The sequence below is a fragment of the Bradyrhizobium sp. RDI18 genome, from assembly GCF_043203335.1.
GTDB lineage: Bacteria > Pseudomonadota > Alphaproteobacteria > Rhizobiales > Xanthobacteraceae > Bradyrhizobium > Bradyrhizobium retamae.
Genome location: NZ_JBICRN010000008.1, coordinates 3,498,526 through 3,522,359, shown reverse-complemented (window position 1 = coordinate 3,522,359; position 23,834 = coordinate 3,498,526). Strand labels below are relative to the sequence as shown.

The window sequence follows — 23,834 nt, the reverse complement described above, 5'->3', positions numbered from 1 at the left end:
CCTTTGAGAATCTCTTACGACACGGCGGTCGTGCGGAAGCGGCTCCGGTAGCCCTTCGGGCTCACGTCCAGCGTTCGCCGAAAGGCCACGCGCATCGTTTCCTGGCTCCCGAACCCGCACGTGGTCGCGACGTCCGGAACACCGCGCGATGTCTCCTCAAGGAGCCGCCGGGCCGCCTCCACGCGCACGCGCTCCACGAAACACCCCGGCGTCATGCCCACCTCGCGCACGAACACGCGGAAGAAGTTGCGCGGGCTCATGTTCACCCGACGCGCGAGCGCTTCCACGGAGAGGTCGGCGCCGGGATGGTCGAGGACCCAGGCCTGCATGTCGCGGAGCGGCTGGCGATCAGCCATCTGCGTGGAGAGCTGGACGCTGAACTGCGCCTGGCCTCCCGGCCGCTTGAGGAAGATGACCATCCACTGGGCCACTGCCAGGGCCACGCGACGGCCAAAGTCCTCCTCCACTAGCGCCAGCACGAGATCAATGCCCGCCGTGGCGCCGGCTGATGTGTAGACACTGCCGTCCCGAACGTAGATGGGATTCGGCTGGACTCTGACGCCAGGAAAGCGCCGCGCCAGCTCGCCGCAAAAGGCCCAGTGCGTCGTCGCACTGCGGCCCTCCAGGAGCCCCGCCTCAGCCAGGACGAACGATCCCGTACAGAGCCCGACCACTCGCCGGGTCCGCGGTGCCATGCGCGCCAGCCAGCGCACGAGCTCCGGGTCGCGCCTCGCGTCGTCGGGCCCGTCGACCCCGGTGACGATCAGAGTGTCGACGGGACCACGGACGGCGCGGTACGACCGATCGACGACGATCCGCAGCCCCGGCCAGGCACAGACAGTCTCGACCGGCGACACCACCTCGACGGTGTAGCCCGCGTCGGATGCACCGCTATGGCTGGCATGCTCGTTGACGGCATAGAAGATGTCGAGGATGCCACCCACGTCAACGACCTCGTTGCAGGGCATCGCGACCACTACCACACGCGGCGTAGCCATCGCCGCCTCCTGTCTCCGGGATACTCGCCGGAAGCTCTTTATCGCATCTCGGACCCATGTCAGCAATGACAACCACTCCACGGATTCTGCCAACGGGAACAATGAGGGAAATGGGCAAGGTGGTTGACGCCGAACTGAATCGGCCCTTGCGCACCATGCCGCTACTGGCACTGTTCCTGGATTTGCCCACGGAAGTGGTCGGTGTACCGTCAACCCGACGCGAATGATGTGGTGGACGACGCCCGCTCCCGACATCGAATGTGTCAAAGGGTGATCGTTCAACAACGAATCACCGGAAGCCGGCCAAGTTCGTCGCCGTTGCGGTTGCCAACAAGGTGGCATGCATCGCTTGGGCGATCGTGGCCAAGGGAGGATACTATCGAGCGCCGGAGCTTGCCGCCGCCGCCTGAAGAGGCTTGGCAATGAGAGGATGAGGCGACAGCGGAGCAAGACAACCAAATTGCGAGGGTGATGATGGCGTGATGCGAAACGGTCGAGCCGTCGATTGGGAAAACCCGCTTCTGGGTCATGGGCGTCAAAGCCCGTGCGAATGATTGGGACCCGATCCGCGGATTTACATCAGGGCCCAGCGGTCATGGTACCGCGCAAACAGGCCGGACACATGACTTGCACCCGACCGCAAGCTGCACGTCAGATTCTTCTTGCAACGCGGGCGTCGTCCACACATGACCCACAGCAGAAATCGGCGAATGCTGATGCTATAAGCGGGCAAGCAGGAGCCGCAACTCGACGGTAGTGCGCCAGAGCTTTACGAAAAATACTTGGTGCCAGCGATTACGGCAAAATGGGCAGATGATCTCGTCGGTCGAGCCCAGCCCAGTGCCGAAGAAGAGGTACTCGACGTCGCCTGCGGAACCGGGGTTGTCGCCCGTTCGGCAAGCCGGCGCTTACTGCACGGACACGTCACCGGCTTGGACCTGAACAAGGGGATGTTGGCGGTTGCCCGGACGCTAGTAAGCGAGGGAGCGCCAATAGATTGGATCGAGGGTAGCGCGCTCGATCTGCCATTCCCGGCCGCAAATTTGACCTAGCTCTTTGTCAGCTGGGATTGCAGTTTTTCCGGATCAGGGCCGCGCTCTCCGCGAAATGCGCCGGATGCTGTCGCCATCGGGTCGCGTCGCGCTCAGCGTCTATAGTCCGATAGAACGAACTCCGGGTGCGAACGCATTCGTGTTGGCACTGGATCGCGTCCTTGGGCTGAATGCATCCAAGGTCAAACGCGGCGAACATTCCTTCAACGCGCCGGACGAGCTTCGAGAGCTGTTAATTGAGGCGGGATTTGCCAAAGTCGAAGTCCAGACCGTGGTGCAGCTGATCGCATTTCCGTCGGTGCTGGGCTACGTGAGCTTCCAACTTCTCGCCACGCCTATGGCGGCCCTATTGAGTAACCGAGACGAGGCTGATCGTCAGGCGGCGATCAAGACGATTGCCTTGCAGACCGCAAGCTTTTCAGATCGCGCAATGCTGGAGGGCGGCGGGTTTTCCTTCCGCCAAGAAGCATACGTAGCTACTGGGCATGCTACTGGCTGATCACTTCCGCCTTTGGCACCTTTGAGACATGGCAGACGACCCTGACGATGTCCGTTTCCAGGGGAAGACCTGAAGTAGTCGGCCGACGACCAAAACGACGCGATTGATCCATCTCGGAAGTAGGCCCTAGTCCAGCAGCGGCCCGATATGCTTTGATGCGTGGGGGCTGGAACTGAGACGCATGGGTGGCCTGATGTACATATTCATTCGAAAGTACACCAAGGTTCGTTCGGTTGCGGATGCTGCCCGCCGCGCCAAAAGCGGCATCGGTCAGATCCTAAGGGAATCGCACGGATTCAGATCTTATTATGTACTGGATGGGGGCGAGGGCGTCGGTGTCGCTGTGATGATATTCGAGGAGCGCGAAAGCGCCAATGCGGCGAACGATAAAGTACTAGAGTTTGTTCAAGCAAGCCTGTTTGACCTTAATCTTGGAGACCCCGAAATCATCGCCGGGGAAGTTTTGGTGAATATAGAACCTGATGCGTAGTTGTTCGTAAAGGCTACTCATCCGCTACGTGCGCAAGCACGGCGTCGAGAGGGCGGCCGTTGCGCTCGCCAATAAGGAAAGTCGTGTTCACTTTGACCGTTACTCGTGAAGGCAAAGTCTTCACTCAGAAATTGTCCAGAGGAGTGCACGCGCGATGTCGCCTGTTGGACCCGGAACGGACATGGGACCACCGGCGTCTCGCTCGTCAAGTGTGCGTTCGGGGGCGCTTTGTTCTTAGCCGAGGTTGGGATCATTGCCACGCGGCCATAGCGGACGCCACGCGCGGCTAATATGATCGGCGAAGTCCTGCACGTCTCCGCCTGATCCCTTGAGAGCGGTCACCTCCATGCAGCTATCGTCGTCGAGATGGACGTATAGCTAATGCAGAAAGGCCCAGCATGCTGCCGGGCCTTTCTTATTGTTGTGCTCTGAACGGTTGGAATTAGAAGTCCATACCTCCCATGCCACCCATGCCGCCGCCCGGAGGCATGCCGCCACCGCCGGCGTTCTTCTTCGGCACTTCGGCCACCATGGCTTCCGTGGTGATCAGGAGAGCGGCGACGGACGCTGCGTTCTGGATTGCCACACGAACCACCTTGGTCGGGTCGATGATGCCCTTGGAGATCAGGTTGACGTATTCGCCGGTCTGCGAGTCGAAGCCGTAGGAATATTGATCCTTCTCGAGGATCTTGCCGACGATGACCGAGCCGTCTTCGCCAGCATTGATGGCGATTTGGCGGGCTGGATACGACAACGCCTTGCGGACGATTTCGACGCCGGTCTTTTGGTCGTCGTTCTTGGTGCGAAGTCCCTTGAGATGCTGGGAGGCGCGCAGCAGGGCGACGCCGCCGCCCGGCACGATGCCTTCTTCAACCGCTGCACGGGTCGCATGCATCGCGTCATCCACGCGATCCTTGCGCTCCCTCACCTCAACTTCGGTCGCGCCGCCGACGCGGATCACCGCGACGCCGCCTGCGAGCTTGGCCAGACGCTCCTGCAGCTTTTCGCGGTCGTAGTCCGAGGTGGTTTCATCGATCTGCGCCTTGATCTGTTGCACGCGCGCCTCGATGTCGGCCTTCTTGCCGGCGCCGCTGACGATCGTGGTGTTTTCCTTGTCGATCATCACCTTCTTGGCGCGGCCGAGCATCTGCAGCGTGACGTTCTCGAGCTTGATACCGAGATCTTCCGAGATCGCCTGACCACCGGTCAGAACGGCGATGTCCTGCAGCATGGCCTTCCGGCGATCGCCGAAGCCCGGAGCCTTCACGGCAGCAACCTTCAGACCACCGCGTAGACGGTTGACGACGAGGGTGGCAAGCGCTTCGCCTTCGACGTCTTCCGCTATAATTACAAGCGGCTTGCCGCTCTGCACCACGGCTTCGAGCAAGGGTAGCAATTCATTCAACTGAGATAGCTTCTTTTCGTTGATGAGGACGTAGGCATCTTCCATTTCAACGCGCATCTTGTCGGCGTTGGTGACGAAGTAGGGAGAGATGTAGCCGCGATCGAACTGCATGCCCTCGACGACCTCGAGTTCGGTCTCGAGCGACTTGGCTTCTTCAACCGTGATGACGCCCTCGTTGCCGACCTTCTTCATGGCATCGGAGAGGAACTTGCCGATCTCGGCGTCGCCGTTGGCAGAGATGGTGCCGACCTGGGCGATTTCCTCGTTCGAGGTGACCTCTTTGGAATTCTTGACGAGGTCGGCGACTACGGCTTCCACCGCCATGTCGATACCACGCTTCAGATCCATCGGGTTCATGCCGGCGGCAACGGACTTTGCGCCTTCACGGACGATCGCAGCTGCGAGCACGGTCGCGGTGGTGGTGCCGTCGCCGGCAGCGTCGGCGGACTTCGAGGCGACTTCGCGCACCATCTGCGCGCCCATGTTCTCGAACTTGTCGTCGAGTTCGATTTCCTTGGCGACGGTGACGCCGTCCTTGGTGATGCGGGGAGCGCCGAACGACTTGTCGAGCACGACGTTGCGGCCCTTGGGGCCGAGCGTCACCTTGACCGCGTTGTTGAGAATTTCAACGCCGCGCAACATCCTGTCGCGGGCGTCGACGCCGAATTTGACTTCTTTGGCTGACATAATGATCTCCGTTTGAAACTGATCCTCATCCGGAGGAGCCCGGAGGGCGTCTCGAAGGATGAGATGAGTTGAGCTTGGAGCTCATCCTTCGAGATGCCGGCTGCGCCGGTTCCTCAGGATGAGGGAGCGGGTGCGGTTAGGCGGCCTTCTTCTTGGCAGCCGGAACGTCGGTTAGGACGCCCATGATGTCGCTTTCCTTCATGATCAACAGCTCCTGGCCATCGATCTTGACCTCGGTGCCCGACCACTTGCCGAACAGCACGCGGTCGCCGACCTTGAGGTCGATCGGGATCAGCTTGCCAGCTTCGTCACGGCCACCCGGGCCCACGGCGACGATTTCGCCCTGCGAGGGCTTTTCCTTGGCACTGTCCGGAATGATGATGCCGCCTGCGGTTTTATCTTCGGCATCGATGCGTTTGACCACGACACGGTCGTGGAGCGGACGGAATTTCATGCGGTCCTCCTTGGCTTTTGTGATTTTCTGGATTGGCAGTCGCAATGCGCGAGTGCTAGCCGCTCTTCACATAAGCTAGTGACACTGGGGCGCAAGGGCTTCGGCCCACGATGTTTCACTGCGACTTGAGTTTCTCGGAGGAGGGGCAACTGCTAGCAGTGAAGTAACATGCTGCTAGCGCGTTGATTGCTATGACCTATTGAACGTTTTCCTTTCTGGCGAATTGAGAATCACGCATTACTCTTCAGTTGGGCTGGAGGTTGGCATGGTCGAGAAAGATGCTGTTTCCAAGGATTTCAGGAAGCGGGTCTTAGGCTACGGACTGACAACAGCGGAAATCGTTTATCGCCGTCCGGATCGGCGTTGGCTGCTGCAAACTTACGTCTGGCAGGACTACGATATGTTTCCGGATTTCCCGGCGTTGAAGGATTTCCTCGTTTTTTGGGAAACAAAGCTCGAAGGTCCGCTGTTTGCGGTCACCGTCGCGCACTCCAACCTGATCAAGCCTGCCGAACTACGCGCCGTGGACGGTGTCTTCCGCCTGCATTAACGCGAGGGCGCAGAGCTTTGGGGTGATCTCTGTCGCTTATGTGCTTTCGGGAAATTTACGCTCTTCACGCGGGCCAATTTAGCGAGATCACAAGCCCGCATTTTCTGTTCGCCGGCGCCAACGACGTGATCGAATAATTTAAGTTGTTTGTTGCGGTGCATGAGTCCGAATCTGGCAACCTTTGAGACATGCCCGTCTATTCTGACAATGTCCGTTCGCCGGGGTAGACCGGAAGTCGCCGTGGCCCGGTCAAATAGACGCAAATGACCCCCATCGGACATTCGGCGTGGTGCTCTCGTGCATCCACAGTCCGCGCCTGGGGGAGACTACGTGAACAAGCGGTCGGTCGCTTTATCGAGCCGCTTGTCCGAACCGCTCGCGTCATTTAGATGACTAATCAACTCGGCAGCCGGTAGATGTTGATCCCTTTGAGGTCATATAGCTTCGTACCATTACGGTCGAAAATTTCTCGACCCACTATAGCGCCGACGTGAATACCCTTGCTGTTGAATATATTGCCTTTCACAAGAGCCTCCTTGCTTCAGGTCGAGCCGTGCGAATCGCTGCTCTTTCGCCGATGTGTCAGAGCCGCCTTTATGGGGCGGCTTCTGTCACCGCCGCGCTGCCTCTGCCGAGCACAAGGCTGGCCAATGGCTCATTGAGCTGGCTCGTTGAGCCCACGCCGGGATCAGCAATCGTCTCCCAGTTGTTGCCGCAAGCCGAACACCGCCATTCGTTGACAACCCCCGTGGGCAAATAGGTTGAACTGACCGGGGCAGTGACAAGTTGTCCGCAGCTGCAGGTATTGGTCCCTCGTGATGGAGAGCGGCGCGGCTCGCTGGCCATTCTGGAAGCCCAGCGGCTCTCGAACCTTCGCTGAAAATGCAATGGATAGATGATCGAACTCATGGGCTCCCTCCTGTTGGGCGGCGGGAGCACGGTACGGTCTCTCGGTCACTGAAGCCGTTTTACGATCAATGATACTAATAATATAGGGCTTGAGCCACCCTATGGCTAGTCCGAAGCTCTTAGAAACTTTCGCGTCCGCTGTGGGAGACGATGTAGATGAACCGCCTCAAGCGGATCTGCCAGCGGGCGTTCGTTTGCGTGCTGCCGAGCACATGGAGCGGTCGCTAACCCCGACGGCAGCACTTCCCCATGTGTCGCCGCGAGCCGCGCGGTTTTATCGCAGCTTTCGGAACTCAATGCTGCACAGGACAATTCCGGGCGGCGTGCCCTCGAACTCGGTCGCCTGATATTTGCCGTTGGCGCAGGCTTCGATGCGCTCGCGCAGCCGCATGAACTGAGCCTCGCGCGGGCTCGCTTTCGCTCGCACCACACCTTCCATGTCATCCATGGCGGAGGTCGAGACCGCGCAAGGAATCTCCTTGTTGCCGTCGAGCATCGAGAACAGGACCACCATCCTGTCGTATTCGTAACTGATGAAGCGTCCGTGCGTGAGCGTCATGTCCTACTCCTTAGACGCGGCGCCGCGATCGCAGCCGTCGTTTGCCTCAGCCCTGCTCAGTGAGCCGGACAAAGTCCTCGAGGATGGCCGCGACGAGGTCGCGATGCCTTGTGTCTTCCGGCGCCAGTCCTGCGACATACAGCTTCAGGACGTAGCGCGCCTTGGCGGCCGCCTCCGGCCACGACGCGGCGGGAAACGCCAGCAGGTGATCTTCGATCTCGGTCCGCCGTTCGCGCAACTCCCGCGCATGGGTCTCGACTTCCGCCACCGCGCGGCGGATGTCAGTCGCTCTCTGCGCCGCCATGCCGCGATGGCTGTCAAGGTCGAGCGGTTCGTCAGCCATCGGATATGCTCGCGTAGATGCGCTGCGCGTCCGACAAATCGACCGGGCCGATCGAGACCACCTCCATCGCCAACCCGCGCGAGCCTTCCGCCGGCACCTTGATCATGGTGGCGACGCGGCGGAACGCCGCGAACGAAAGGCCCTCGATCGTCTCCTCATCGGTGACGACCTCGTAGGCGCCGGCGGGCAACAGGCGATCGATGCCCCTGATCCGGAACGGATGTTTGAAGGTGACGACTTCACGTCGGGAACGGATGGTCATGCGCGCCTGCCTTTCGCAAAAGTGCCGGCGCCGGCGCTGCCCGCAGAGGAGCATGCGCCCCCTCCGCCACAATAGCCATCGCTTTCTTGCCGCGCGGCGAATGGAGGCAGTTCCTTGTCGCTTCCTGCGCGCTCTTGCCGCGGCCGGCGCGAAGCGTTTTGGCGTTCGCTATTGCTGGAACGTCAGCGTAGGGTCAGCCATCACCGCGTTTCCCACGGCATCCACCGGTGACTGAGGGCCGCGCGCGCTCCCGCCACAAAGCGGAGGAGCATCCCCTTGCGGCAGTTTCGCCTGGCCGAGTGGATTGTACCGCCCGTCATGATCCCGCTGCTGCTTGCAATGGTGGTGATCGCGGTGGCCGTCCCCCATGCCTAAACTGAAATACCGGGTCAGTGACAACCATGAAGGGGCCCGCGAAAATCTCGGCCGCGTCACGGCGGCGGAAAAATAGGAGGAGACTGCCATGGCCAAAAGCCAGCAACGAGGCAACCGCGAAGCCAAGAAGCCCAAGAAAGAAAAGGTCAAGGTCATCGCCGCGGCGCCCAGCCAAAAGGCCGCGACCTGGCAGCCGAGCTTCATGCCAGGGAGAAAGAAATAGCTCCGGTTGAACCGGTCAATCTCTCAACGATTGGCTGCTATTGGCACTTTTCGGACCTGCCCGACCTCGCCGATGATGTCCGGTTAGAGAGGACATGATCTGGGACACTTAGCCCTCTGGCAGCCCCGCCAGACGCATGACCTGATAGGATCGCCCGCGGCTATGCCGAAGATGTTGGCTGACTGTGAAGTACTTTACATCCCTGTGTTCTTGGCCCGGGCTAAGATGGCAAAGGCTTCTTACTTTGAAGGAGGCATCCGATGCTCGCGACAATCAAATGGAACTCCCGATATAGCGCTCGCGAATGGGTGATGATGGCTGGGGCGCTCGTCGTCCAACTCAGCGCGCTGAACGCAGAACGGGAGAAGGGTGAAAGCAAACCAAGGCGGCCACTTTGGAAACACTTCGACGACACCCATCATTGGGACTCAACCGCGGAGGAATGGGTTCCCAACCTTGATCGGTGATCGTGCAACGCATTGTGCGTCCCGCAGGCCGAATTTCGAGACTTCAAGATTCCTCTCGCTGGCGGGCCTGTCGGGCGGTGCGGTCGCGTACAAGTAGCTGGATCGGGATGTGAGTTCCTGCCGGCCGCTTGATAATAATCAAGCAATTGCTTTGGGCCGTTTGCCGACCGCTTCGGGATGGCCGATCCTGGCACCTTTACGCGGGCCATGGGCTGATGTCCGTTGGCGGCGCTAAAGGAGACGTGCTGGGATGCCGTCGGGATCGACGCGAATGACCCATTTGCGACATCGAGAGCATTTGGCCGCCGCTGCAAAGCGTATCGCGGGCGGGGCAGGAGCACGGCCGGACCATCAGATTAGCGGACATCGGCTTGTTCGCTCAGCATCCTCTAAAGTTCAACCGTACCGCTCGCGACTGCAATCGGCGGTGCGATTTTGTTCTGTGCGATGATTTCTTCAAGCTTTGCATTATTCTCCAGCAGGCGGTGACTGGTGAGGATGAGGAAGTAATAACCAAATTCCGGATTTTGAAAGTAAATCTCCAGCAACTTATCATACTCAATTGTCAGCACATCGCCGCCCTCGATGCACTCGATCGTCGCCGTCCGTCGATTTTTCGGCGTCAGGAAGCCAAGCTCGCCCATCAGACTTCCAGGCGGAAGCTCTACGCTGAATTCGGTGACCAGGAATTTTCCGGTGATGATCAAAAACATTTCGTTGGCTGCATCGCCCTTGCTGCACAATTTGTCGCCCTTGCGATATTTGCGCTCGGTCATGAAAGGTTTGAGCCATTCCAATGAGGTATCGCCCTCTGTGGCTATGCGTGCCCTCTTGATCAGTTTGAGCATTTGGCGGAGGCGAATTGCATTGATCGGCAGGAAAAGCAGATACAGGATAAAAGTCCCGACGCTTCCGGAGAGCGCGCCAAAGACGACGAAGAATGTACAGCCGACCATGTTCGCGATGCGCAGCGGCACCATTGTATGCATCAGCAACGTAGCTACAAGAAAGGTGGCACCAATCACAGCGAACATATTGGCAAGCGTGATGTTGGCCAGCACAATTTCTAGCAGCCGGTTGAGTAGGGCATCGTAGGTGATGTTGTTGGGATCGAGACCCATTTGAACCAGAATCTTTGCGATCCTGAGATTGTCCGCCGCCGTATCAAGAATGCGGTTTAGTATTGTCGAAAAATCTGCGTTGCTGCTCGAGTTCATCAGATACTCCCCGCGCAAAGCCGTCGGAATTCGTCGGGTAAACCTCGAAGTCGAAACGCCAATATTTGGCAGAATTATTGGGGAAAATCGTCAACTTTTTCAGCATTTTTCCCGCTCATCGACCCTGAATTCTAGAGCCTGGCGCGTAGTCTCGAAGGCATCTCCGATGTCCGTTCCTGGCACGAAGCGGACATTCCAACACTCTGTTGGACTGTCCGCTACTGGAAGTGAAGCCGACATCAGCTCTTCGATTGTCGGCGAGCTTTGCTTCACGCCGCCAGTCTGTTGGAGCTGCCCGATCAACCTGCCGACCGCAAGGAAGCTAAGCGCTGCGTCCCAGGCCACCGGCAGGCGACAGGGGGACAACTATCTCGCCCGATGCCAGGGCTAAGTCCGCTTTCACACCTTTCGCGATACGTGCGGGCTGCGATTTCTACGACGCTCGGCGACTGACGCACCAATCTGCTCGCCTGGATATCCGAAAATACTCGCAAACGGCAGGATGGCTTGTCTGAGGATTACGGACTCATTTGATATTCGATCCCATGTCCGCAACCAGAATACTTTGGGGCCAGGTCGCCCTGGTCTTGACTATCGTGCTGATCACGATGTGGGCCGCGACGCAGTGGACAGCATGGCGGCTCGGCTTTCAACTCCAACTCGGACAGCCCTGGTTTGAGCTCGCGCCGGGCGTTCCCATCTATCTGCCTCCGGCCCAATAGCAGTTGCCACTCTGCCGCTACGACCGAGAGATTGAGCGACATGCCAACAGCGAGGAAAAACAATCCCATGAGCAGACCACGGAATGGCTCGACATCGCTCTCGATCTGGTGACGGTAACTCGAACTCGAGAGCATCACCCCGGCGAGGAAAGTCCCCATCGCCATAGAGAGGCGGGCAGCATCCATCAGCAGCGCTGCACCGAAAACCACCAGCAGCGCGCCGGCTGTCATGACTTCGCGGGCCCGTGCCTTTGCCAGCAGTGCGAAGAAGGGGTTCAGGAGCCAGCGTGATACGCCTAACAGCAGCAGCGCGCCGAGTGCTATCGCGACATCGCTGATGCGCGCCTGCTCGTGCGACAACGGGGAAAGGAAAGCGACGACCGCCAGCAGGGGCACGATCATCAAGTCCTCGAACAGAAGGATTGCGACCGATTGCTGGCCTCCCGGGCCTGAAATCTCGCCGCGCTCCTGCAGGACCGACATGATGACGGCGGTCGAGGAAAGGACGAAACCTGATCCGGCAATGAAGGCGGCCGGGGCGGAAAGGTCGAACACCAGAGTGCTCGTCGTCGCAACAACCGCAATGGCTGCGGCAACCTGGACGAGACCGAGACCAAAAATCTGGCCACGCATCGTCCAGAGCTTCTGCGGGCGTAACTCCAGTCCGATCACGAACAGGAACATCACCACGCCAAGTTCCGAAAAATGCAAAATGGAGTTGGTGTCGGTGAAAAACCCGAGGACCGACGGGCCAACGAATACGCCAGCTGCAAAATAGCCCTGCACCGATCCAAGCCCGAGCCTGCGAAAAAGCGGTACTGCAACGACGGCCGCCGCCATCAGGACGACCGCCGGTCCGATCGTCTGCCCCAGGTCCGCCTCAGCCATCTAGCTGACGTCGAAGCAAAATGGTTGCAGGCGTCATTGTTTCCTCTGCGGCGCTGTTGGGAATTAGGTCGATCGCGGCGCCCGGCGGCGCCGCGATCCCTTCATTGCTGTTGTGTGGCCGCCGAATAGGCTGCGATAGCCCTATATTTGTGACACTGTGTTGCAGTTTCAGGAACGCTCCTCCGAACGCCTTGATTGCCAAGACGATTTATCGACAGCATCACGTTCCTTTTTCTTCGTCGTCAGCTCTTCGGTACAGGTGTCTTGAGCAATTGCTGCTCCCACAGATAGGCAATGCCACTGCCTGCACTGTGCTGAATAAGAATGTCCGTCATCTTGCCGGCTGTTTTGGTCCGGGCCCAGTCGCGTTGCCATTCCGCCGCCAAAGCCAGCCAGGTCATCATATTCGCGCCCGCTGCAATCATGCGCTGGATAGCCACCTGATGAGCTTCCACCGAGGTACCGCCCGATGCATCAGTGATGACCGTGACGTCCCACCCTTCGCCCAATGCCTGGATAACCGGCATTGCGACGCAGATTTCGGTCCACAGACCAGCGATGATCAGTTGCTTGCGGCTCAACGACCTTCTTGTCTTCCCATGTGTTGATGAAGGTGCGGTCGATCACTTCCTGGCCGGGGAAGACATCAGTAATGTGCGGAAAGATAAGACCGCCCCGTTCCGCGATGACGCTTGTGAGGATTGTGGGAACACCAAAAGCCTTGGCAGCCTTGGCCAACGCCGCCGCGTTGTTGACCACGGCGTGCGGATCATGGCTGTTTAAATTTGTCAGTTGATACGGCTGATGATCGATCAGAACGAGCACCGAGTCTTGAGGACGAAGCAGTGAGTCGAGGCCGTTGCGAAATGTCATAAGAATCCTTCTGTTGTCAGCGTTACGAGAGGCATTCGTCATGTGCGACGATATGAGTGATAGATGTTGCCAGTGCCATTTGCGCTACGGTAGAACCGTTATGCGTCACACCGTGTCGCAGAATCAGGAACACTAGTGTGGGTCGCGTCATTGGACACCGAAGATTTGCGTACATTCGTGGAGGTTGCCGACGCCGGCGGAATAACGCCGGCCGCCCCACCGGCTTGGCGTTTCCAAGTCGATCGTTAGCCGGCGGCTCGCTCGCCTTGAAGCAGACCTCGGGATCCAGTTGCTTTCGCGCACAACGCGTGGTGCCGCCCTCACCGAGGCCGGTACTACGTTTCGCGATTATGCAGCCAGGGTCTGCGCTGAAATCGATGTTGCGAAGGAAGCGGTCATGCCGGCCGGTGACCTTCGCGGACGATTACGCATCGCCGCACCGCTCTCGTTCGGCCCGATCCACTTTGCGCCTATATTTGCGGAGATGGCGCGGCGCCACCCCGGATTGCACATACACGCGTCCTACAGCGATCGTTTTGTCGATCTGATTGCAGAGGGATTCGATTGCGGTGTCCGTGTTGGCCATCTGCCGGATTCTAATTTGCTCGCACGTCGCGTCGGGCCGATCTACGGTCGACTGGTCGCTAGTCCGGACTACATCAAGGCGCATGGGTCACCAGAGACGCCCGACGAACTCCTTACGCATCAGGCCCTTATGCAAGGCACTGAAACGTGGCAGGTGTCCGACGGCGATAAGATCATCGCAATCAATCCGCAAGGCCGATTCAAGGCTGACAACGGCATTGCCCTCACTGCCGCAGCAGTGGCAGGCCGTGGAATTGCGGCTCTTCCTGATGGATTGATGAAAGAACATCTCGAGTCAGGCGCGCTCGTCCCTGTGATGACCCGCTACCCGATTCCTCCGGCAGGTATTTATGTCGTGCGGCCACCCGGGCAGCATCCGACGCGCAAGATACGTGTGCTCACCGAGATGATGATCGAGTGCTTTGAGAATGCTCCGGACGTGGCCGGGGCCGAGAAGTGCGAAGCAAAATAATGAGGTCCGGTGGGCTGAATGGTCCTATGAAGGCTTGGCCGGATCGCCTTCAGGCAATGGAATGAACTCCTGATCGTCAGCATCAGGGAGCTTCATGCGACCGGCCTTCCAGTCCGCGCTCGCCTGACGAAGCCGGTCCTGGGATGAGGAAACGAAATTCCAGTAGAGGAAACGCTCGCCCACCGGCTCGCCGCCAAGCACCATCACTGTTGAAGGCTGCGTCGCACTAACGGAAGAAGCACCCTGTTTCAGGACGGCCATTTGCCCCGCGACCAAACGCTCACCTCCGATCTCAACTTCGCCTTTTGCCACATACACCGCTCGTTCGCTAAAGGCGGACGGAATCTCCGCCGTTGCGCGTGCCTCCAGTTCCAGGTGGACGTAGAAAAGCGGCGAGTGTGTCCGCGCGCTTGCGGTGAGGCCATAAGCGCTACCCGCGATGAGTTGCCCGTGAACGCCCCCGTCGCTCCATGAAGGCAGATCGTTGCCCTCATAGTGAGTAAAGGATGGCGCGCTCTCTTCATCAGCGGTCGGCAGCGCGACCCAGGCCTGTATGCCGTGCAGATGATCGCCAATGGCCCGTGCCTTCTCGAGACGTTCGCTGTGGGTGATGCCGCTGCCAGCCGTCATCCAGTTGACTTCCTGCGGCCGGATAGCCTGCGCATAGCCCAGACTGTCGCGGTGCATGATTTCGCCGGAGAACAGGTAGGTGACGGTGGACAGGCCAATGTGCGGATGCGGCCGCACATCAACACTGCGGTCAATTCCTGCCACAAGGTCCAGCGGGCCGATATGGTCGAAGAAGATGAACGGCCCGACCATTCTGCGCTTCGCAAACGGCAGCACGCGACCGACGCTCATACCGCCGCCGAGATTTCTGCGGCGCTGCTCAATCAAAAGTTCAATCATTGTTTCTTTCCATGCGTCGCGCGAATAATAGGTGCCACTTCAATGCCGAGCAGTTCGATCGACCGCTTCATCGCTGCCGTCTCAAGCGATGCAGTGCTCATCTGGAAGGTGATGCGCGAGACGCCGCCAAGCACTTCACTCGCATGCCGCATCTTGGCAGCGACTGTTGCCGGATCACCGATCAAAAAGGCGCCTCCCGGATTTGCCATCTGCTCGAATTGCTCGCGCGTTGGCGGTATCCAGCCGCGTTCGCGGCCGATCTTCGTCGTCAGATGAGCCCAGCCTGGAAAGAATGCGTCCTTGGCAGCCGTCGTGGTCTCCCCGACAAAACCCATCGCATGCACACCCACCGTGAGCTTGTCCGGGCTGTGCCCGGCGCGGATGCCGGTATCGCGATAAAGGTCGACGAGCGGGCGGAAGCGGTCGAAGCTGCCGCCGATGATCGCAACCATGAGCGGAAGTCCCAGCGCGCCTGCGCGGGCAAAAGACTGCGGCGTACCGCCGACACCAACCCAGATAGGCAGTCGCGGCTGATGTGGCCGCGGATAGACGCCCTGAATGTCAAGCGCCGGGCGGAAACGACCTTTCCATTTGACATGGGTCTTCTCGCCAAGCTTCAGCAGAAGGTCCAGCTTCTCGGCGAACAGGTCGTCATAGTCCCGCGTGTTCATGCCGAACAGCGGAAAGGCCTCGACGAACGAGCCTCTGCCGACCACGATTTCAGCACGGCCTTTGGCGATGAGATCAAGGGTCGCGAACTCCTGAAAGACACGGACCGGATCAGCCGCGCTCAGGACCGTCACCGCGCTTGTCAGCCTGATCTGGCTGGTGCGGGCGGCGACGGCGGCCAGAATGACCGTCGGAGCGGAATCAAGGAATTCAGCGCGGTGATGTTCGCCGATCCCGAAAACATCGAGCCCGACCCGGTCGGCAACCTCGACCTCCTCGATGAGTCTGGCCACGCGATCTGTTGCCGAAGGCAGCGTTCCCGTTACTGGATCAGGGAGGATTGCTGCGAAGCTGTCTATACCGATTTCCATCAAAGTCCCTTGATCCTCATTCTTCCTTGCAGCTGGGCCTCCGGCGGGCGCGTCCGTCGTACGCGCGCCTCGACGCGGCATCATCTCCGTTGTCCTATAAAGTATGATCGTAAGGTTCCGGCTGACCGGGCCGTAGTCCCGAAAGCTGACAAGCTGTGTCGCAGAATGCGGAACAGCCGGCAGCGGCGGTCTCAGGCGCCCTCGAGACACACCGCGTCTCGATTAATCTCTGCCATGGTTGGAGGTCACGAGGTCCCGCAACCAACCATGTCCGGCATCGCTTTCGCCTCTCGCAATCGTGATCTGCGCCACGGAACGGCTTAAGGCGGAGACTCGATCTTTTCGATGTCTTCTCCCGGACATAATTTACGGCGGGATTGATGGCGCGCGGTATTCATTCACGTCAACGGCTTAATCGCTTCGAGCGGCGTTGCAGGGTCTAACCACTCTTCCGGGTTCTCGAGCGATGACCGACCAAGAGCTGGACAGCCCTCAGATTGCCCGTCCGCCGATAGATCAAGGTCGCTTTAGTGCGGCGCAGGGAATGCGTCTCAAAAAGCCTCGGGTCGAGACCTACGCTGCCGATCCACTCGGAGACGAGGCGGGCATACTGGCGGGTTGTCATGCTACGGGCAGGGCCGCGATGGCCGGTGAACAAGAACTCGCCAGATCGTTTGCCCCGGTGGCCTTTAGGATAATCATCGACAGCCAAGCGGGTCTGCTTGCTCAATTCAAATCTGACAGGCCGCCCGGTTTTCTTTTGCCGCACTGTCGCGCGATCCGCCGTGTATCCGCCAGCGGCTACGTCCTCGACCCGGATTGCGACGACGTCACAGCCGCGAAGCTTGCTGTCGATTGCCAAATTGAACATGGCCAGATCGCGAGCACGGCCCTCGATCTGGAGTTTCGTCCGGATCGACCAGACGTGCTTAGGAAGCAACGGTGGCTTCTTGGAGTAAACGAGCCCCAGTTAGAGCTCAACCTGCGCAGGGTTAAGCTCAAGTCTTGAACGACAGTGGCGAATGAACCTTGACTGGAGCAGCGACGGCATAGGGCAGGTTGCGAAGCCCCCATACCACTCGACCCTGGGGCACAAGACTGGTACACACGACCTCATCGGGCTTGCAAGAAATGCCTGATTTTATTGACTTTCTGTGATCGGCGCGGCAATCCCTCCCTCTCCGCCATCGATTTTAGACAGCGCGGAAAGGGAGACACGTGACACGATTCGAACGTGTGACCTCTGCTTTCGGAGGGCAACTCCAACCGCTTAAGCAACCGCCTGAAAAGCAATTTGAGATGGTTGCATGCCCCGCAATCAACCGAAATGCTTTGGTCGAAAACCTATTTCTGCATCAAGTGCCAACCCCGGAATGACCCCGACTACGTCAGGAACGAACGGATATAACCGGCGTCGAATGAAGCCAGAACTCTCGATTTTTCAGTACTATGCGGCGCGATAACTGGGTTCGGGACGCCGGCGCTTCAAGCTGCCGATCACGCTTGCGACGCTCGAAGTCACGCGTGAGGGAAGGGGCCGTGTCACAAAGTGCCAGGGAGGCCTCTCACACAATGAAGGCCGAACTCGGTGATGCCGGCGCAGAATACGCTGACTGCGTCAAACAGGCCGGCTGGGATGCGATAGATAATGGCTACGGCCTGGCGTCCACTGCGCCTCAAGCGCCAGCCGCCTCACCCGCCAGATGCTGCGACTGATCGGCAAGCCCTTCACGATCCGCACCGACAAGGTCCGGAGCGAATGCGGCCGTTCTTGGCTCACCCGGTGCGACGCGGTTGCGCCGATGGAAATGATGGTGCCGGCACCCGTGGCCCGCATGCTCAGCGACGAGATCGCACCGGCGGTCGCCTTTCTCACCAGCGACGCGGCGCACTGGGTAAGCGGCGTCAACCGACCGGTCGATGGTCGCTTAGCCTCGACCTACGTAAAGGACGTGCTGACCCGGGCATTGAGCCGCAAAATCCGGGCGCTCGTTCCTAGCGCTGTATTCGTGCGGCATGGATTGCAATAGCCTTTAGCCTTCAAAAGGCTCGCTTCCCATTATTTCAATACCGAATCCGGAAAGACCTTTGTACTCATGGATGGATGAGGAAAGGTTGCAGATCGAAGAGACGCCCAGATCACGTAGAATTTGCGCACCAACGCCGACCTCCCGCCATTGTCTATTCCGATCGGCATCCGCCGAAGTTTGATCCGCCAGGGGTTCGACCGGGACACCAGCAGCCCCATCTCGGAGATATACCAGCACGCCGGATTTCCGTTTCTCAAAGTGCTCCAGAGCTTTCAGCACCCTTTGCGGGCCTCTGAAGAGATCCTTCACAATGTTAGGTTTGTGGAAGCGGGTCAGCACGTTCCTACCGTCGCCGATATTTCCGTAAACCAAGGCAAGATGATAAATCGAGTCGAACGGCGAACGGTAGGCATGCCCTTCAAGCGGACCGATTGGGCTGTCTACCGTGAATGACGACACCCTCTCGATGAGCTTCTCTCGCGCCTGACGGTAGGCGATCATGTCCGCAATCGTCACATGCTTAAGATTGTGCTTCTCGGCAAAGGCAGTTACTTGTGCGCCCTTCATGACGGTGCCGTCATCGTTCATCAGCTCGCTGAGAACACCGACCAACGGTAGGCCCGACAACCTGCAGAGATCGATGGCCGCTTCGGTATGACCGGAGCGCAACAATACGCCGCCATCCCGAGCAATGAGCGGGAAAATGTGGCCTGGTCGAGCAAAATCGTTGGGACCGACATTTGAATTGACGAGTGCGCGACACGATGCGGTGCGCTCTTCGGCCGAGATGCCCGTGGTCATGCCCGGCTTGTAATCGATCGAAACCGTGAACGCCGTCGAATAATTGGAATCATTGTGCGCTACCATCGGGTCCAGACGGAGCCGACGGGCGTCTTCGCTGGTGACAGGTGCGCACACAATGCCCGAAGTGTGCCGAACGATGAAGGCCATCTTCTCACCAGTACAAAGCGACGCAGCGACGATCAAATCGCCCTCGCCCTCGCGGTTGTCGTCGTCGGTCACGACCACGATTTCACCAGCGCCAAAAGCTTTCAGTACTTCGGGAATTGAATGCGCCATCTTCCATACTGCCTTCGGATTTCGATAGGAAAGGGCGGTATGGACCAGAACGTGGAAGGGCGCAATGGCCAGCCCATCGCGCCCAGGAGCCCTCGCGGTGCTACTTTCGGGTGCGCACTCGGACTGCCTGCCATGGCTTTCCGGGCAAGCGGATTCCGAAGGCTGCCTCCGGCTCAGCATTGTGCACGACGCCGAGGTGACCACGCAGAGCCGGCGAGACCGGAAGTGGCGCCTTCTCCAAGGGCGTGATGGTCATCTCCCAGGTATCGATCAGATCGATGTCGTAATCGCCGTCCTCCATCGGTAGCCCGACCGCCCATTCGCGAGGCTGATGCTCTCCAAAATACAGGTATCTGACGCCGCCGTCGTGAGCGCCGGAAACGCGGTTGAATTCCCCGCGGGAATTCGCGGGCGTGTACGGCGTGAGGCCTCGCTTCACGTCCTGCTCGAGCAGATCGCGCAAGAATCCGATCCGTTTCCAGCTTTCGCCACGGAGCACGCCACCCTTCGCCCACCACAGCAAATCCTCCGGATGCATGAATGCTTCGCCGTGACCGGCGTAGCCGCCCCGCATCACCGTGATCCAGAAGCGGTTGACTAGTTCCTGCGCCGATATATTGCCCCACGGCCGCGGAATGTCGCCTTCGTACTCGGGCTCGTCGTTGATGACCGGCTTCCCCCAAGTATCGCGCCAGGTAGCCGTTCGCTTCACGTCCCAGTTCTGGATGCATACGTGATCGACCCAGGGCTTCCGGTGGTCGAAGTTCATGCTTGGATTGCCGTTGTGGATCGACTTCACATGCCGATTGGGATCGCACTCCTCCACGACATGGAACAGGCGGTCCCAGTATTCGACCGGCTTAGCGTCAAGCAGAAAGTCATATTCGTTCGCGAGCGACCACCAAACGTTGGAATAGGCCGATAGACGCGCCACGACGTAGCGGAGATACCGCGTATCGCGCTCCTCGCCCATCGCGCAGTAGCCCCAGCGGTCGTAGGGATGGAACAGGATGATGTCCGCCTCGACGCCCATCTCTCGGAGTTTCGAAACCTGCGCATCGAGATGACGGAAGGCAGAGAGGTTGGGACGGTCGAAATCCTCCTTGCCGTCGTCACCGACCTCGAACATCGGCATCAGCGGCTCATTATCGTTGTAGATGTAGTGCTTTGGGAATACGCCCATGCGGATTTTATTGAACCGCGTATGACGAAGGGTATCCAGAGTTTGGTCCTGCATCGAGAGAGGCTGATGCGTCCAGGCATAGCAGGTCGTGCCGAACGGGAAATACGGTGTTCCGTCCGCGTGAGCGAAGTGAAACTGATTTCTGACCCGCACCGGTCCATGGAAGCCCGGCCGCGCAGGTCCACACACGAAGGAACCCTCGCTACCATTCAGTTCTGGCTGGTTTGACTCCGTAACAAACCGCCACTCGCCTTCGGTGTCCGGCATAAATCGAATTCGCCACGTCCGATCCCCATCGTAGAACCCCTTCGCAATCACTTTCCTGTTGCCCAACGAGAATACGGCGCTTAATGACGCGTCGATGAACGGATTGGGAAGATCCGTTCCTTCCAACTCGAATTCGAAAACGTCCCACAGGGCGACTTGAGGCATCACGCTCACTCCTTGACGGCGCCGGCGGTCAGCCCACCGACGAAATAGCGTTGAAAGATCAGATAGACGACGACCGCCGGCACGACGGTCGTGACGATGGCTGCGTTGAGCGGTCCGTAGTCGCTGCCGAACTCGCCCTGAAATCCCATGAGCGCCAGCGGCAGCGTCCAATTCTTGTTGTTGAGCAGGATCACGAGCGCCATCGCGAACTCGTTCCAGGTCGCCACGAAATCAAGAATGAAAAGGGCTGCGAGGACGGGTAGGGAGATCGGCAGGAATATCTGCCGGAAGATCGTGAAATGCGACGCGCCGTCCACGATCGCCGCTTCGCTCAACTCTTCGGGTACCTCTTTGAAGAACCCGTGCAGAATGAAGACCTGATACGGCACGCCAAACGCGATATACGGAAGCCACAGACCGATGAAGGTATTGATCGCGCCGATGCTGTTCACAACGGAGAAGAGCGGCGCGAGCATGACCTGAAAGGGCAGCATCGTTCCGAATACGAACATCGCAAAGAGTGGTTTTTTGCCGGGGAGGCGCACCCGCGCGAGAGTATAGGCGGCCATCGCCGAGAAGGCCAAACCAATAGGGACCTTCACAAAGGTAACGATGACGCTATTGAGGAATGTGGTGCTGAACCGACCTCTTTCCCAAGCCGAGGCGTAATTCTGCCAGTAAAATTCGGTCGGAGCCGCGAATGCACTGCCGCTCATCACCTCCTGTGTTGACTTCAGAGAAGTCGACACGATGAATACGGCCGGCGCGATCCAAATGGCCGCCAGAACTATCAGCACGATCCACAGCATGACCAGTACCGGATCCACCCGATCGCTGCCCATTTGCCTGAACGGAGATGCGCCGGCACTCATGCGCTTCTTCCTTGCATCCTGTCGATCCTTGCCCTCCACAGGAGATATGGAACGATGATCGCTATCGTGATCAAAAGCAGCACGACCGCCACTGCAGATCCTCTTCCGAAATCGTGGATCTGCATCGATTGTGTGAAAGCCCACAAGGCCAGCATCTGGGTCGATTGAGCAGGCCCTCCGAGCGTCATGCCATAGACGATGTCGAACGCCCGCAACGACTGGATGAAGGAGAGCACGATCACGACCGTGGTCGTCGTGCGGAGGGCCGGAAGAATTATGTATCTGAGCACTTGAAATCGGGTCGCGCCGTCCATCCGCGCTGCCTCGATCAAGGAATCCGAGACGCCCTGTAGCCCGGCGAGGAACAGGACCATCGAAAATCCAGCGTGCTGCCAGACGTATCCGGCGAAGATCGAGTAGAGCGCGACCCGTCTGTCGCCCAGCCAGTCGGCGATGAGCCAATGAAGTCCAAGATCGGTCAGGAGTGTGTTGAACAACCCGAAAAACGGGTCGTACATCCACTTCCACATCGTTGCGACCGCAATCGGCGCGATCACGACCGGCAGGTAGAACACCGCTCGGAGTGCGTTCCGTCCGGGCAGCGCCTGGTTCAACGCCAAGGCAAGAAGGAAGCCGATGAACGGCGGAATCACGACGGCGAGCGCCGTCCAATTTACGGTGTTGCGCAACGCCATCCAGAAGACGGGGTCGTCCCTGAAGATGAACACATAATTCGCAAAGCCCACGAATGGACGCGTGGGTGAAAGCCCATTCCACTTCTGGAAACTCAGAACGAACACCTCGACCATTGGGTACATCGCGAACCCGAGGTAGATCGCGAGCGCAGGCGCGAGCAGTATCCAGCCCTGCGCCTGCGGCGACGTTAGTCCATCCCGCCAACTCCGCTTGAACGGATAGGCCTTATTTGACGTGACGGACACCACAGTTCAGCCTCTCTTGTCGATGAATGACTGCAACGTCGCAGCCGCCTTGCCGGGCTCCAGCGTGTCGCTCGCTATCGCGTTAATGACCCGAAAATATTCGGTCGTTACGTCCAACGGAAAGCCCTGGTCTCCGTTGACGAAGCTCGATTTGTATTTGTCGAACAGTTCGAACCACGCCTTGTCGAAGTCGTCCGGGTTCTTCGGCACTACGTTCTTGTTGACACCCAGCGGTCCGAACGATCCCAGGTTCTCTTGCTGAACCTTGTCGGAGACGAAATAGTCCATGAACTTCGCGGCGAGGTCCTTCTTCCCCTTTGGATTGATGTAGTAGTTCACGCCGAAACCGTAGAGACGCCCGGTGCCGGTCGGAAACGGAAAGACGCCGTAATCCTGAGGGGTCTTCGTCTCCGTGCGCAGTTGGTTCGCCATCCAATCGCCTTCCAGCATCATCGCAGCGCGGTTGGCCTCGAACAGCTTGCGTGCCTGAGTCTGGTCGTAGCTCATAAAGGGCTTCAGGGTGTATTCGCTCGTCCACTTATGGAACTCGTTGAAGGAGTCGGTCGCGCACGCGGTCTCGCTCCATTTCACCGTCATTGCCTTGAGCGCATCGTGCGTTTTAGCGCCGCATTTCGTCTCGAGCAGAACGTCCATCAGGCGCATGACGTGCCAATTCACGCTGCCGCCAAATGCAATTGCGGGGATGCCGGCCTGCTTAAGCTTGCCGGCGGCGGCCAGAAGGTCGTCGTAGGACTGCGGCGGCTGCGTGATGCCGGCCTTCTTGAACAGCTCCTTGTTGTAGTAAAGCGCTTCTCCATTCAACTGGTACGGTACGCCGTGCCTGTTCGGCGGATAGAGCGTTGTGTAGGCGTCGGCCAACGGACGAAGCCGATCGCTCCATTTGTACTTGGCGTAGTATTCGTCGACCGGCGCACTCATTCCGGCCTTCACGAACTCGCCGCCGAGACCGGGACCTGCCCACATGTAGTAGATGTCGGGGCCGGCCTTCGACGCAGCGGCGATGCGAAGAGCAGACTTGTGCTCATCAACCGAACGCGTCTCCATTTTGATGGTAACGCCCGGGTTGGCCGCCTCGAATTGCGAGAAGATCTGCTTCAACGCCTTATCTTCGGCTACGCCATTCGTGCGTGTCCAAATCACCAACTCTTCCGCGCTTACGCTCGCCGTCATCAGAGACGTAAGAACACCGACCGCAGCCATTCCAAACTTGAAAGTTCGCATAGTCTCCTCCTGTTGATTTAGTTTCTTCGGAAAACGCCTTTCTTGATCTGCTCGACCGCTTCCCGCCCGCCGCGA

The 23,834-nt window shown here is 58.9% G+C and carries 23 protein-coding genes and 4 pseudogenes; 8 read left to right on the top strand and 19 right to left on the bottom strand.

What is annotated here, in order from left to right:
• Positions 1-14: 14 nt before the first annotated feature.
• A complete protein-coding gene (locus tag ACFXS9_RS25935) occupies positions 15-998 on the bottom strand; it encodes a GlxA family transcriptional regulator (protein WP_392693505.1) in 984 nt (327 codons plus the stop codon).
• Positions 999-1,783: 785 nt separating this feature from the next.
• Between ACFXS9_RS25935 and ACFXS9_RS25930 the strand changes: the two genes are divergently transcribed.
• From ACFXS9_RS25930 to ACFXS9_RS25920, 3 genes are all read left to right on the top strand, one after another.
• Positions 1,784-2,050 (top strand): methyltransferase domain-containing protein, encoded by a 267-nt coding sequence (locus ACFXS9_RS25930; RefSeq protein ID WP_392700009.1) that lies wholly within the window; start codon positions 1,784-1,786, stop codon positions 2,048-2,050.
• Between the two features lie 139 nt (positions 2,051-2,189).
• Positions 2,190-2,549, top strand: a complete 360-nt coding sequence (locus tag ACFXS9_RS25925) for a hypothetical protein (RefSeq protein ID WP_392693502.1) — start codon at positions 2,190-2,192, stop codon at positions 2,547-2,549.
• 193 nt (positions 2,550-2,742) lie between these two features.
• The gene (locus ACFXS9_RS25920; RefSeq protein WP_392700008.1) at positions 2,743-3,039 is read left to right on the top strand and encodes a hypothetical protein; all 297 of its coding nucleotides are present in this window, start codon (positions 2,743-2,745) and stop codon (positions 3,037-3,039) included.
• A gap of 236 nt (positions 3,040-3,275) precedes the next feature.
• On the opposite strand, the pseudogene ACFXS9_RS25915 reads toward ACFXS9_RS25920, so the two are convergent.
• The 3 genes and pseudogenes from ACFXS9_RS25915 to ACFXS9_RS25905 form a co-directional block, all read right to left on the bottom strand.
• Positions 3,276-3,417 (bottom strand): annotated as a pseudogene (locus tag ACFXS9_RS25915) (nickel-responsive transcriptional regulator NikR); the annotation flags it as partial.
• Between the two features lie 64 nt (positions 3,418-3,481).
• Positions 3,482-5,131, bottom strand: coding sequence for a chaperonin GroEL (gene groL / locus ACFXS9_RS25910; protein ID WP_392693500.1), 1,650 nt, complete (start codon positions 5,129-5,131; stop codon positions 3,482-3,484).
• Between the two features lie 136 nt (positions 5,132-5,267).
• On the bottom strand, positions 5,268-5,585 hold the full coding sequence (locus ACFXS9_RS25905) for a co-chaperone GroES (RefSeq protein WP_165123483.1): 318 nt from the start codon (positions 5,583-5,585) through the stop codon (positions 5,268-5,270).
• Between the two features lie 265 nt (positions 5,586-5,850).
• Between ACFXS9_RS25905 and ACFXS9_RS25900 the strand changes: the two genes are divergently transcribed.
• Positions 5,851-6,135 (top strand): usg protein, encoded by a 285-nt coding sequence (locus ACFXS9_RS25900; protein WP_392693497.1) that lies wholly within the window; start codon positions 5,851-5,853, stop codon positions 6,133-6,135.
• Between the two features lie 594 nt (positions 6,136-6,729).
• Here the strand turns inward: ACFXS9_RS25900 and ACFXS9_RS25895 are convergent.
• The 4 genes from ACFXS9_RS25895 to ACFXS9_RS25880 form a co-directional block, all read right to left on the bottom strand.
• On the bottom strand, positions 6,730-7,044 hold the full coding sequence (locus ACFXS9_RS25895; protein ID WP_392693494.1) for a hypothetical protein: 315 nt from the start codon (positions 7,042-7,044) through the stop codon (positions 6,730-6,732).
• Positions 7,045-7,318: 274 nt separating this feature from the next.
• Positions 7,319-7,603, bottom strand: a complete 285-nt coding sequence (locus ACFXS9_RS25890) for a DUF1488 domain-containing protein (RefSeq protein ID WP_392693491.1) — start codon at positions 7,601-7,603, stop codon at positions 7,319-7,321.
• Positions 7,604-7,649: 46 nt separating this feature from the next.
• Positions 7,650-7,946 carry a hypothetical protein gene (locus tag ACFXS9_RS25885; protein WP_392693488.1) on the bottom strand — a complete coding sequence of 99 codons (297 nt, stop codon included), beginning with the start codon at positions 7,944-7,946 and terminating at the stop codon, positions 7,650-7,652.
• Positions 7,939-8,208, bottom strand: coding sequence for a hypothetical protein (locus ACFXS9_RS25880; RefSeq protein WP_392693485.1), 270 nt, complete (start codon positions 8,206-8,208; stop codon positions 7,939-7,941). Before ACFXS9_RS25880 ends, ACFXS9_RS25885 begins: the two co-directional genes overlap by 8 nt.
• 463 nt (positions 8,209-8,671) lie before the next feature.
• On the opposite strand from ACFXS9_RS25880, the gene ACFXS9_RS25875 reads away from it, so the two are divergent.
• Positions 8,672-8,806 (top strand): hypothetical protein, encoded by a 135-nt coding sequence (locus ACFXS9_RS25875; RefSeq protein ID WP_392693483.1) that lies wholly within the window; start codon positions 8,672-8,674, stop codon positions 8,804-8,806.
• Between the two features lie 260 nt (positions 8,807-9,066).
• Positions 9,067-9,273, top strand: a complete 207-nt coding sequence (locus tag ACFXS9_RS25870; RefSeq protein WP_392693480.1) for a hypothetical protein — start codon at positions 9,067-9,069, stop codon at positions 9,271-9,273.
• Positions 9,274-9,662: 389 nt separating this feature from the next.
• Here the strand turns inward: ACFXS9_RS25870 and ACFXS9_RS25865 are convergent, their stop codons facing one another.
• From ACFXS9_RS25865 to ACFXS9_RS25855, 3 genes and pseudogenes are all read right to left on the bottom strand, one after another.
• Complete coding sequence (locus ACFXS9_RS25865; protein ID WP_392693477.1) at positions 9,663-10,490, bottom strand: Crp/Fnr family transcriptional regulator; 828 nt, start codon at positions 10,488-10,490, stop codon at positions 9,663-9,665.
• Positions 10,491-11,206: 716 nt separating this feature from the next.
• Positions 11,207-12,100: pseudogene (locus tag ACFXS9_RS25860) on the bottom strand (monovalent cation:proton antiporter-2 (CPA2) family protein); the annotation flags it as partial.
• A 242-nt stretch (positions 12,101-12,342) separates the two neighbouring features.
• Positions 12,343-12,973 (bottom strand): annotated as a pseudogene (locus ACFXS9_RS25855) (isochorismatase family protein).
• Positions 12,974-13,123: 150 nt separating this feature from the next.
• On the opposite strand from ACFXS9_RS25855, the pseudogene ACFXS9_RS25850 reads away from it, so the two are divergent.
• A pseudogene (locus tag ACFXS9_RS25850) lies at positions 13,124-14,030 on the top strand (LysR family transcriptional regulator).
• A gap of 24 nt (positions 14,031-14,054) precedes the next feature.
• On the opposite strand, the gene ACFXS9_RS25845 reads toward ACFXS9_RS25850, so the two are convergent.
• From ACFXS9_RS25845 to ACFXS9_RS25835, 3 genes are all read right to left on the bottom strand, one after another.
• Complete coding sequence (locus tag ACFXS9_RS25845; protein ID WP_392693474.1) at positions 14,055-14,939, bottom strand: pirin family protein; 885 nt, start codon at positions 14,937-14,939, stop codon at positions 14,055-14,057.
• Positions 14,936-15,979, bottom strand: coding sequence for an LLM class flavin-dependent oxidoreductase (locus ACFXS9_RS25840; RefSeq protein ID WP_392693472.1), 1,044 nt, complete (start codon positions 15,977-15,979; stop codon positions 14,936-14,938). The genes ACFXS9_RS25845 and ACFXS9_RS25840 overlap by 4 nt, the downstream gene beginning before the upstream one ends.
• A 439-nt stretch (positions 15,980-16,418) precedes the next feature.
• A complete protein-coding gene (locus ACFXS9_RS25835) occupies positions 16,419-16,850 on the bottom strand; it encodes a tyrosine-type recombinase/integrase (RefSeq protein WP_392693469.1) in 432 nt (143 codons plus the stop codon).
• A gap of 832 nt (positions 16,851-17,682) precedes the next feature.
• Between ACFXS9_RS25835 and ACFXS9_RS25830 the strand changes: the two genes are divergently transcribed.
• Positions 17,683-18,009 carry a hypothetical protein gene (locus ACFXS9_RS25830; protein ID WP_392693467.1) on the top strand — a complete coding sequence of 109 codons (327 nt, stop codon included), beginning with the start codon at positions 17,683-17,685 and terminating at the stop codon, positions 18,007-18,009.
• Between the two features lie 3 nt (positions 18,010-18,012).
• Here the strand turns inward: ACFXS9_RS25830 and ribB are convergent, their stop codons facing one another.
• The 5 genes from ribB to ACFXS9_RS25805 form a co-directional block, all read right to left on the bottom strand.
• On the bottom strand, positions 18,013-19,089 hold the full coding sequence (gene ribB / locus ACFXS9_RS25825) for a 3,4-dihydroxy-2-butanone-4-phosphate synthase (RefSeq protein ID WP_392693464.1): 1,077 nt from the start codon (positions 19,087-19,089) through the stop codon (positions 18,013-18,015).
• A gap of 100 nt (positions 19,090-19,189) precedes the next feature.
• Positions 19,190-20,704, bottom strand: a complete 1,515-nt coding sequence (locus ACFXS9_RS25820) for a DUF5060 domain-containing protein (RefSeq protein WP_392693461.1) — start codon at positions 20,702-20,704, stop codon at positions 19,190-19,192.
• A 5-nt stretch (positions 20,705-20,709) separates the two neighbouring features.
• The gene (locus ACFXS9_RS25815; RefSeq protein ID WP_392693459.1) at positions 20,710-21,576 is read right to left on the bottom strand and encodes a carbohydrate ABC transporter permease; all 867 of its coding nucleotides are present in this window, start codon (positions 21,574-21,576) and stop codon (positions 20,710-20,712) included.
• A complete protein-coding gene (locus ACFXS9_RS25810) occupies positions 21,573-22,517 on the bottom strand; it encodes a carbohydrate ABC transporter permease (protein ID WP_392693456.1) in 945 nt (314 codons plus the stop codon). Before ACFXS9_RS25810 ends, ACFXS9_RS25815 begins: the two co-directional genes overlap by 4 nt.
• 6 nt (positions 22,518-22,523) lie before the next feature.
• The gene (locus tag ACFXS9_RS25805) at positions 22,524-23,759 is read right to left on the bottom strand and encodes an ABC transporter substrate-binding protein (protein WP_392693454.1); all 1,236 of its coding nucleotides are present in this window, start codon (positions 23,757-23,759) and stop codon (positions 22,524-22,526) included.
• Between the last annotated feature and the right edge of the window lie 75 nt (positions 23,760-23,834).

What these genes read in the sequence shown, in the direction of transcription:
- ACFXS9_RS25935 (WP_392693505.1), bottom strand. Translation starts at nt 998, where the DNA reads ATGGCTACGCCGCGTGTGGTAGTGGTCGCGATGCCCTGCAACGAGGTC.
- ACFXS9_RS25920 (WP_392700008.1), top strand. Translation starts at nt 2,743, where the DNA reads ATGTACATATTCATTCGAAAGTACACCAAGGTTCGTTCGGTTGCGGAT.
- groL (WP_392693500.1), bottom strand. Translation starts at nt 5,131, where the DNA reads ATGTCAGCCAAAGAAGTCAAATTCGGCGTCGACGCCCGCGACAGGATG.
- ACFXS9_RS25905 (WP_165123483.1), bottom strand. Translation starts at nt 5,585, where the DNA reads ATGAAATTCCGTCCGCTCCACGACCGTGTCGTGGTCAAACGCATCGAT.
- ACFXS9_RS25900 (WP_392693497.1), top strand. Translation starts at nt 5,851, where the DNA reads ATGGTCGAGAAAGATGCTGTTTCCAAGGATTTCAGGAAGCGGGTCTTA.
- ACFXS9_RS25895 (WP_392693494.1), bottom strand. Translation starts at nt 7,044, where the DNA reads ATGAGTTCGATCATCTATCCATTGCATTTTCAGCGAAGGTTCGAGAGC.
- ACFXS9_RS25890 (WP_392693491.1), bottom strand. Translation starts at nt 7,603, where the DNA reads ATGACGCTCACGCACGGACGCTTCATCAGTTACGAATACGACAGGATG.
- ACFXS9_RS25885 (WP_392693488.1), bottom strand. Translation starts at nt 7,946, where the DNA reads ATGGCTGACGAACCGCTCGACCTTGACAGCCATCGCGGCATGGCGGCG.
- ACFXS9_RS25880 (WP_392693485.1), bottom strand. Translation starts at nt 8,208, where the DNA reads ATGACCATCCGTTCCCGACGTGAAGTCGTCACCTTCAAACATCCGTTC.
- ACFXS9_RS25875 (WP_392693483.1), top strand. Translation starts at nt 8,672, where the DNA reads ATGGCCAAAAGCCAGCAACGAGGCAACCGCGAAGCCAAGAAGCCCAAG.
- ACFXS9_RS25870 (WP_392693480.1), top strand. Translation starts at nt 9,067, where the DNA reads ATGCTCGCGACAATCAAATGGAACTCCCGATATAGCGCTCGCGAATGG.
- ACFXS9_RS25865 (WP_392693477.1), bottom strand. Translation starts at nt 10,490, where the DNA reads ATGAACTCGAGCAGCAACGCAGATTTTTCGACAATACTAAACCGCATT.
- ACFXS9_RS25845 (WP_392693474.1), bottom strand. Translation starts at nt 14,939, where the DNA reads ATGATTGAACTTTTGATTGAGCAGCGCCGCAGAAATCTCGGCGGCGGT.
- ACFXS9_RS25840 (WP_392693472.1), bottom strand. Translation starts at nt 15,979, where the DNA reads ATGGAAATCGGTATAGACAGCTTCGCAGCAATCCTCCCTGATCCAGTA.
- ACFXS9_RS25835 (WP_392693469.1), bottom strand. Translation starts at nt 16,850, where the DNA reads ATGTTCAATTTGGCAATCGACAGCAAGCTTCGCGGCTGTGACGTCGTC.
- ACFXS9_RS25830 (WP_392693467.1), top strand. Translation starts at nt 17,683, where the DNA reads ATGCTGCGACTGATCGGCAAGCCCTTCACGATCCGCACCGACAAGGTC.
- ribB (WP_392693464.1), bottom strand. Translation starts at nt 19,089, where the DNA reads ATGGCGCATTCAATTCCCGAAGTACTGAAAGCTTTTGGCGCTGGTGAA.
- ACFXS9_RS25820 (WP_392693461.1), bottom strand. Translation starts at nt 20,704, where the DNA reads ATGCCTCAAGTCGCCCTGTGGGACGTTTTCGAATTCGAGTTGGAAGGA.
- ACFXS9_RS25815 (WP_392693459.1), bottom strand. Translation starts at nt 21,576, where the DNA reads ATGAGTGCCGGCGCATCTCCGTTCAGGCAAATGGGCAGCGATCGGGTG.
- ACFXS9_RS25805 (WP_392693454.1), bottom strand. Translation starts at nt 23,759, where the DNA reads ATGCGAACTTTCAAGTTTGGAATGGCTGCGGTCGGTGTTCTTACGTCT.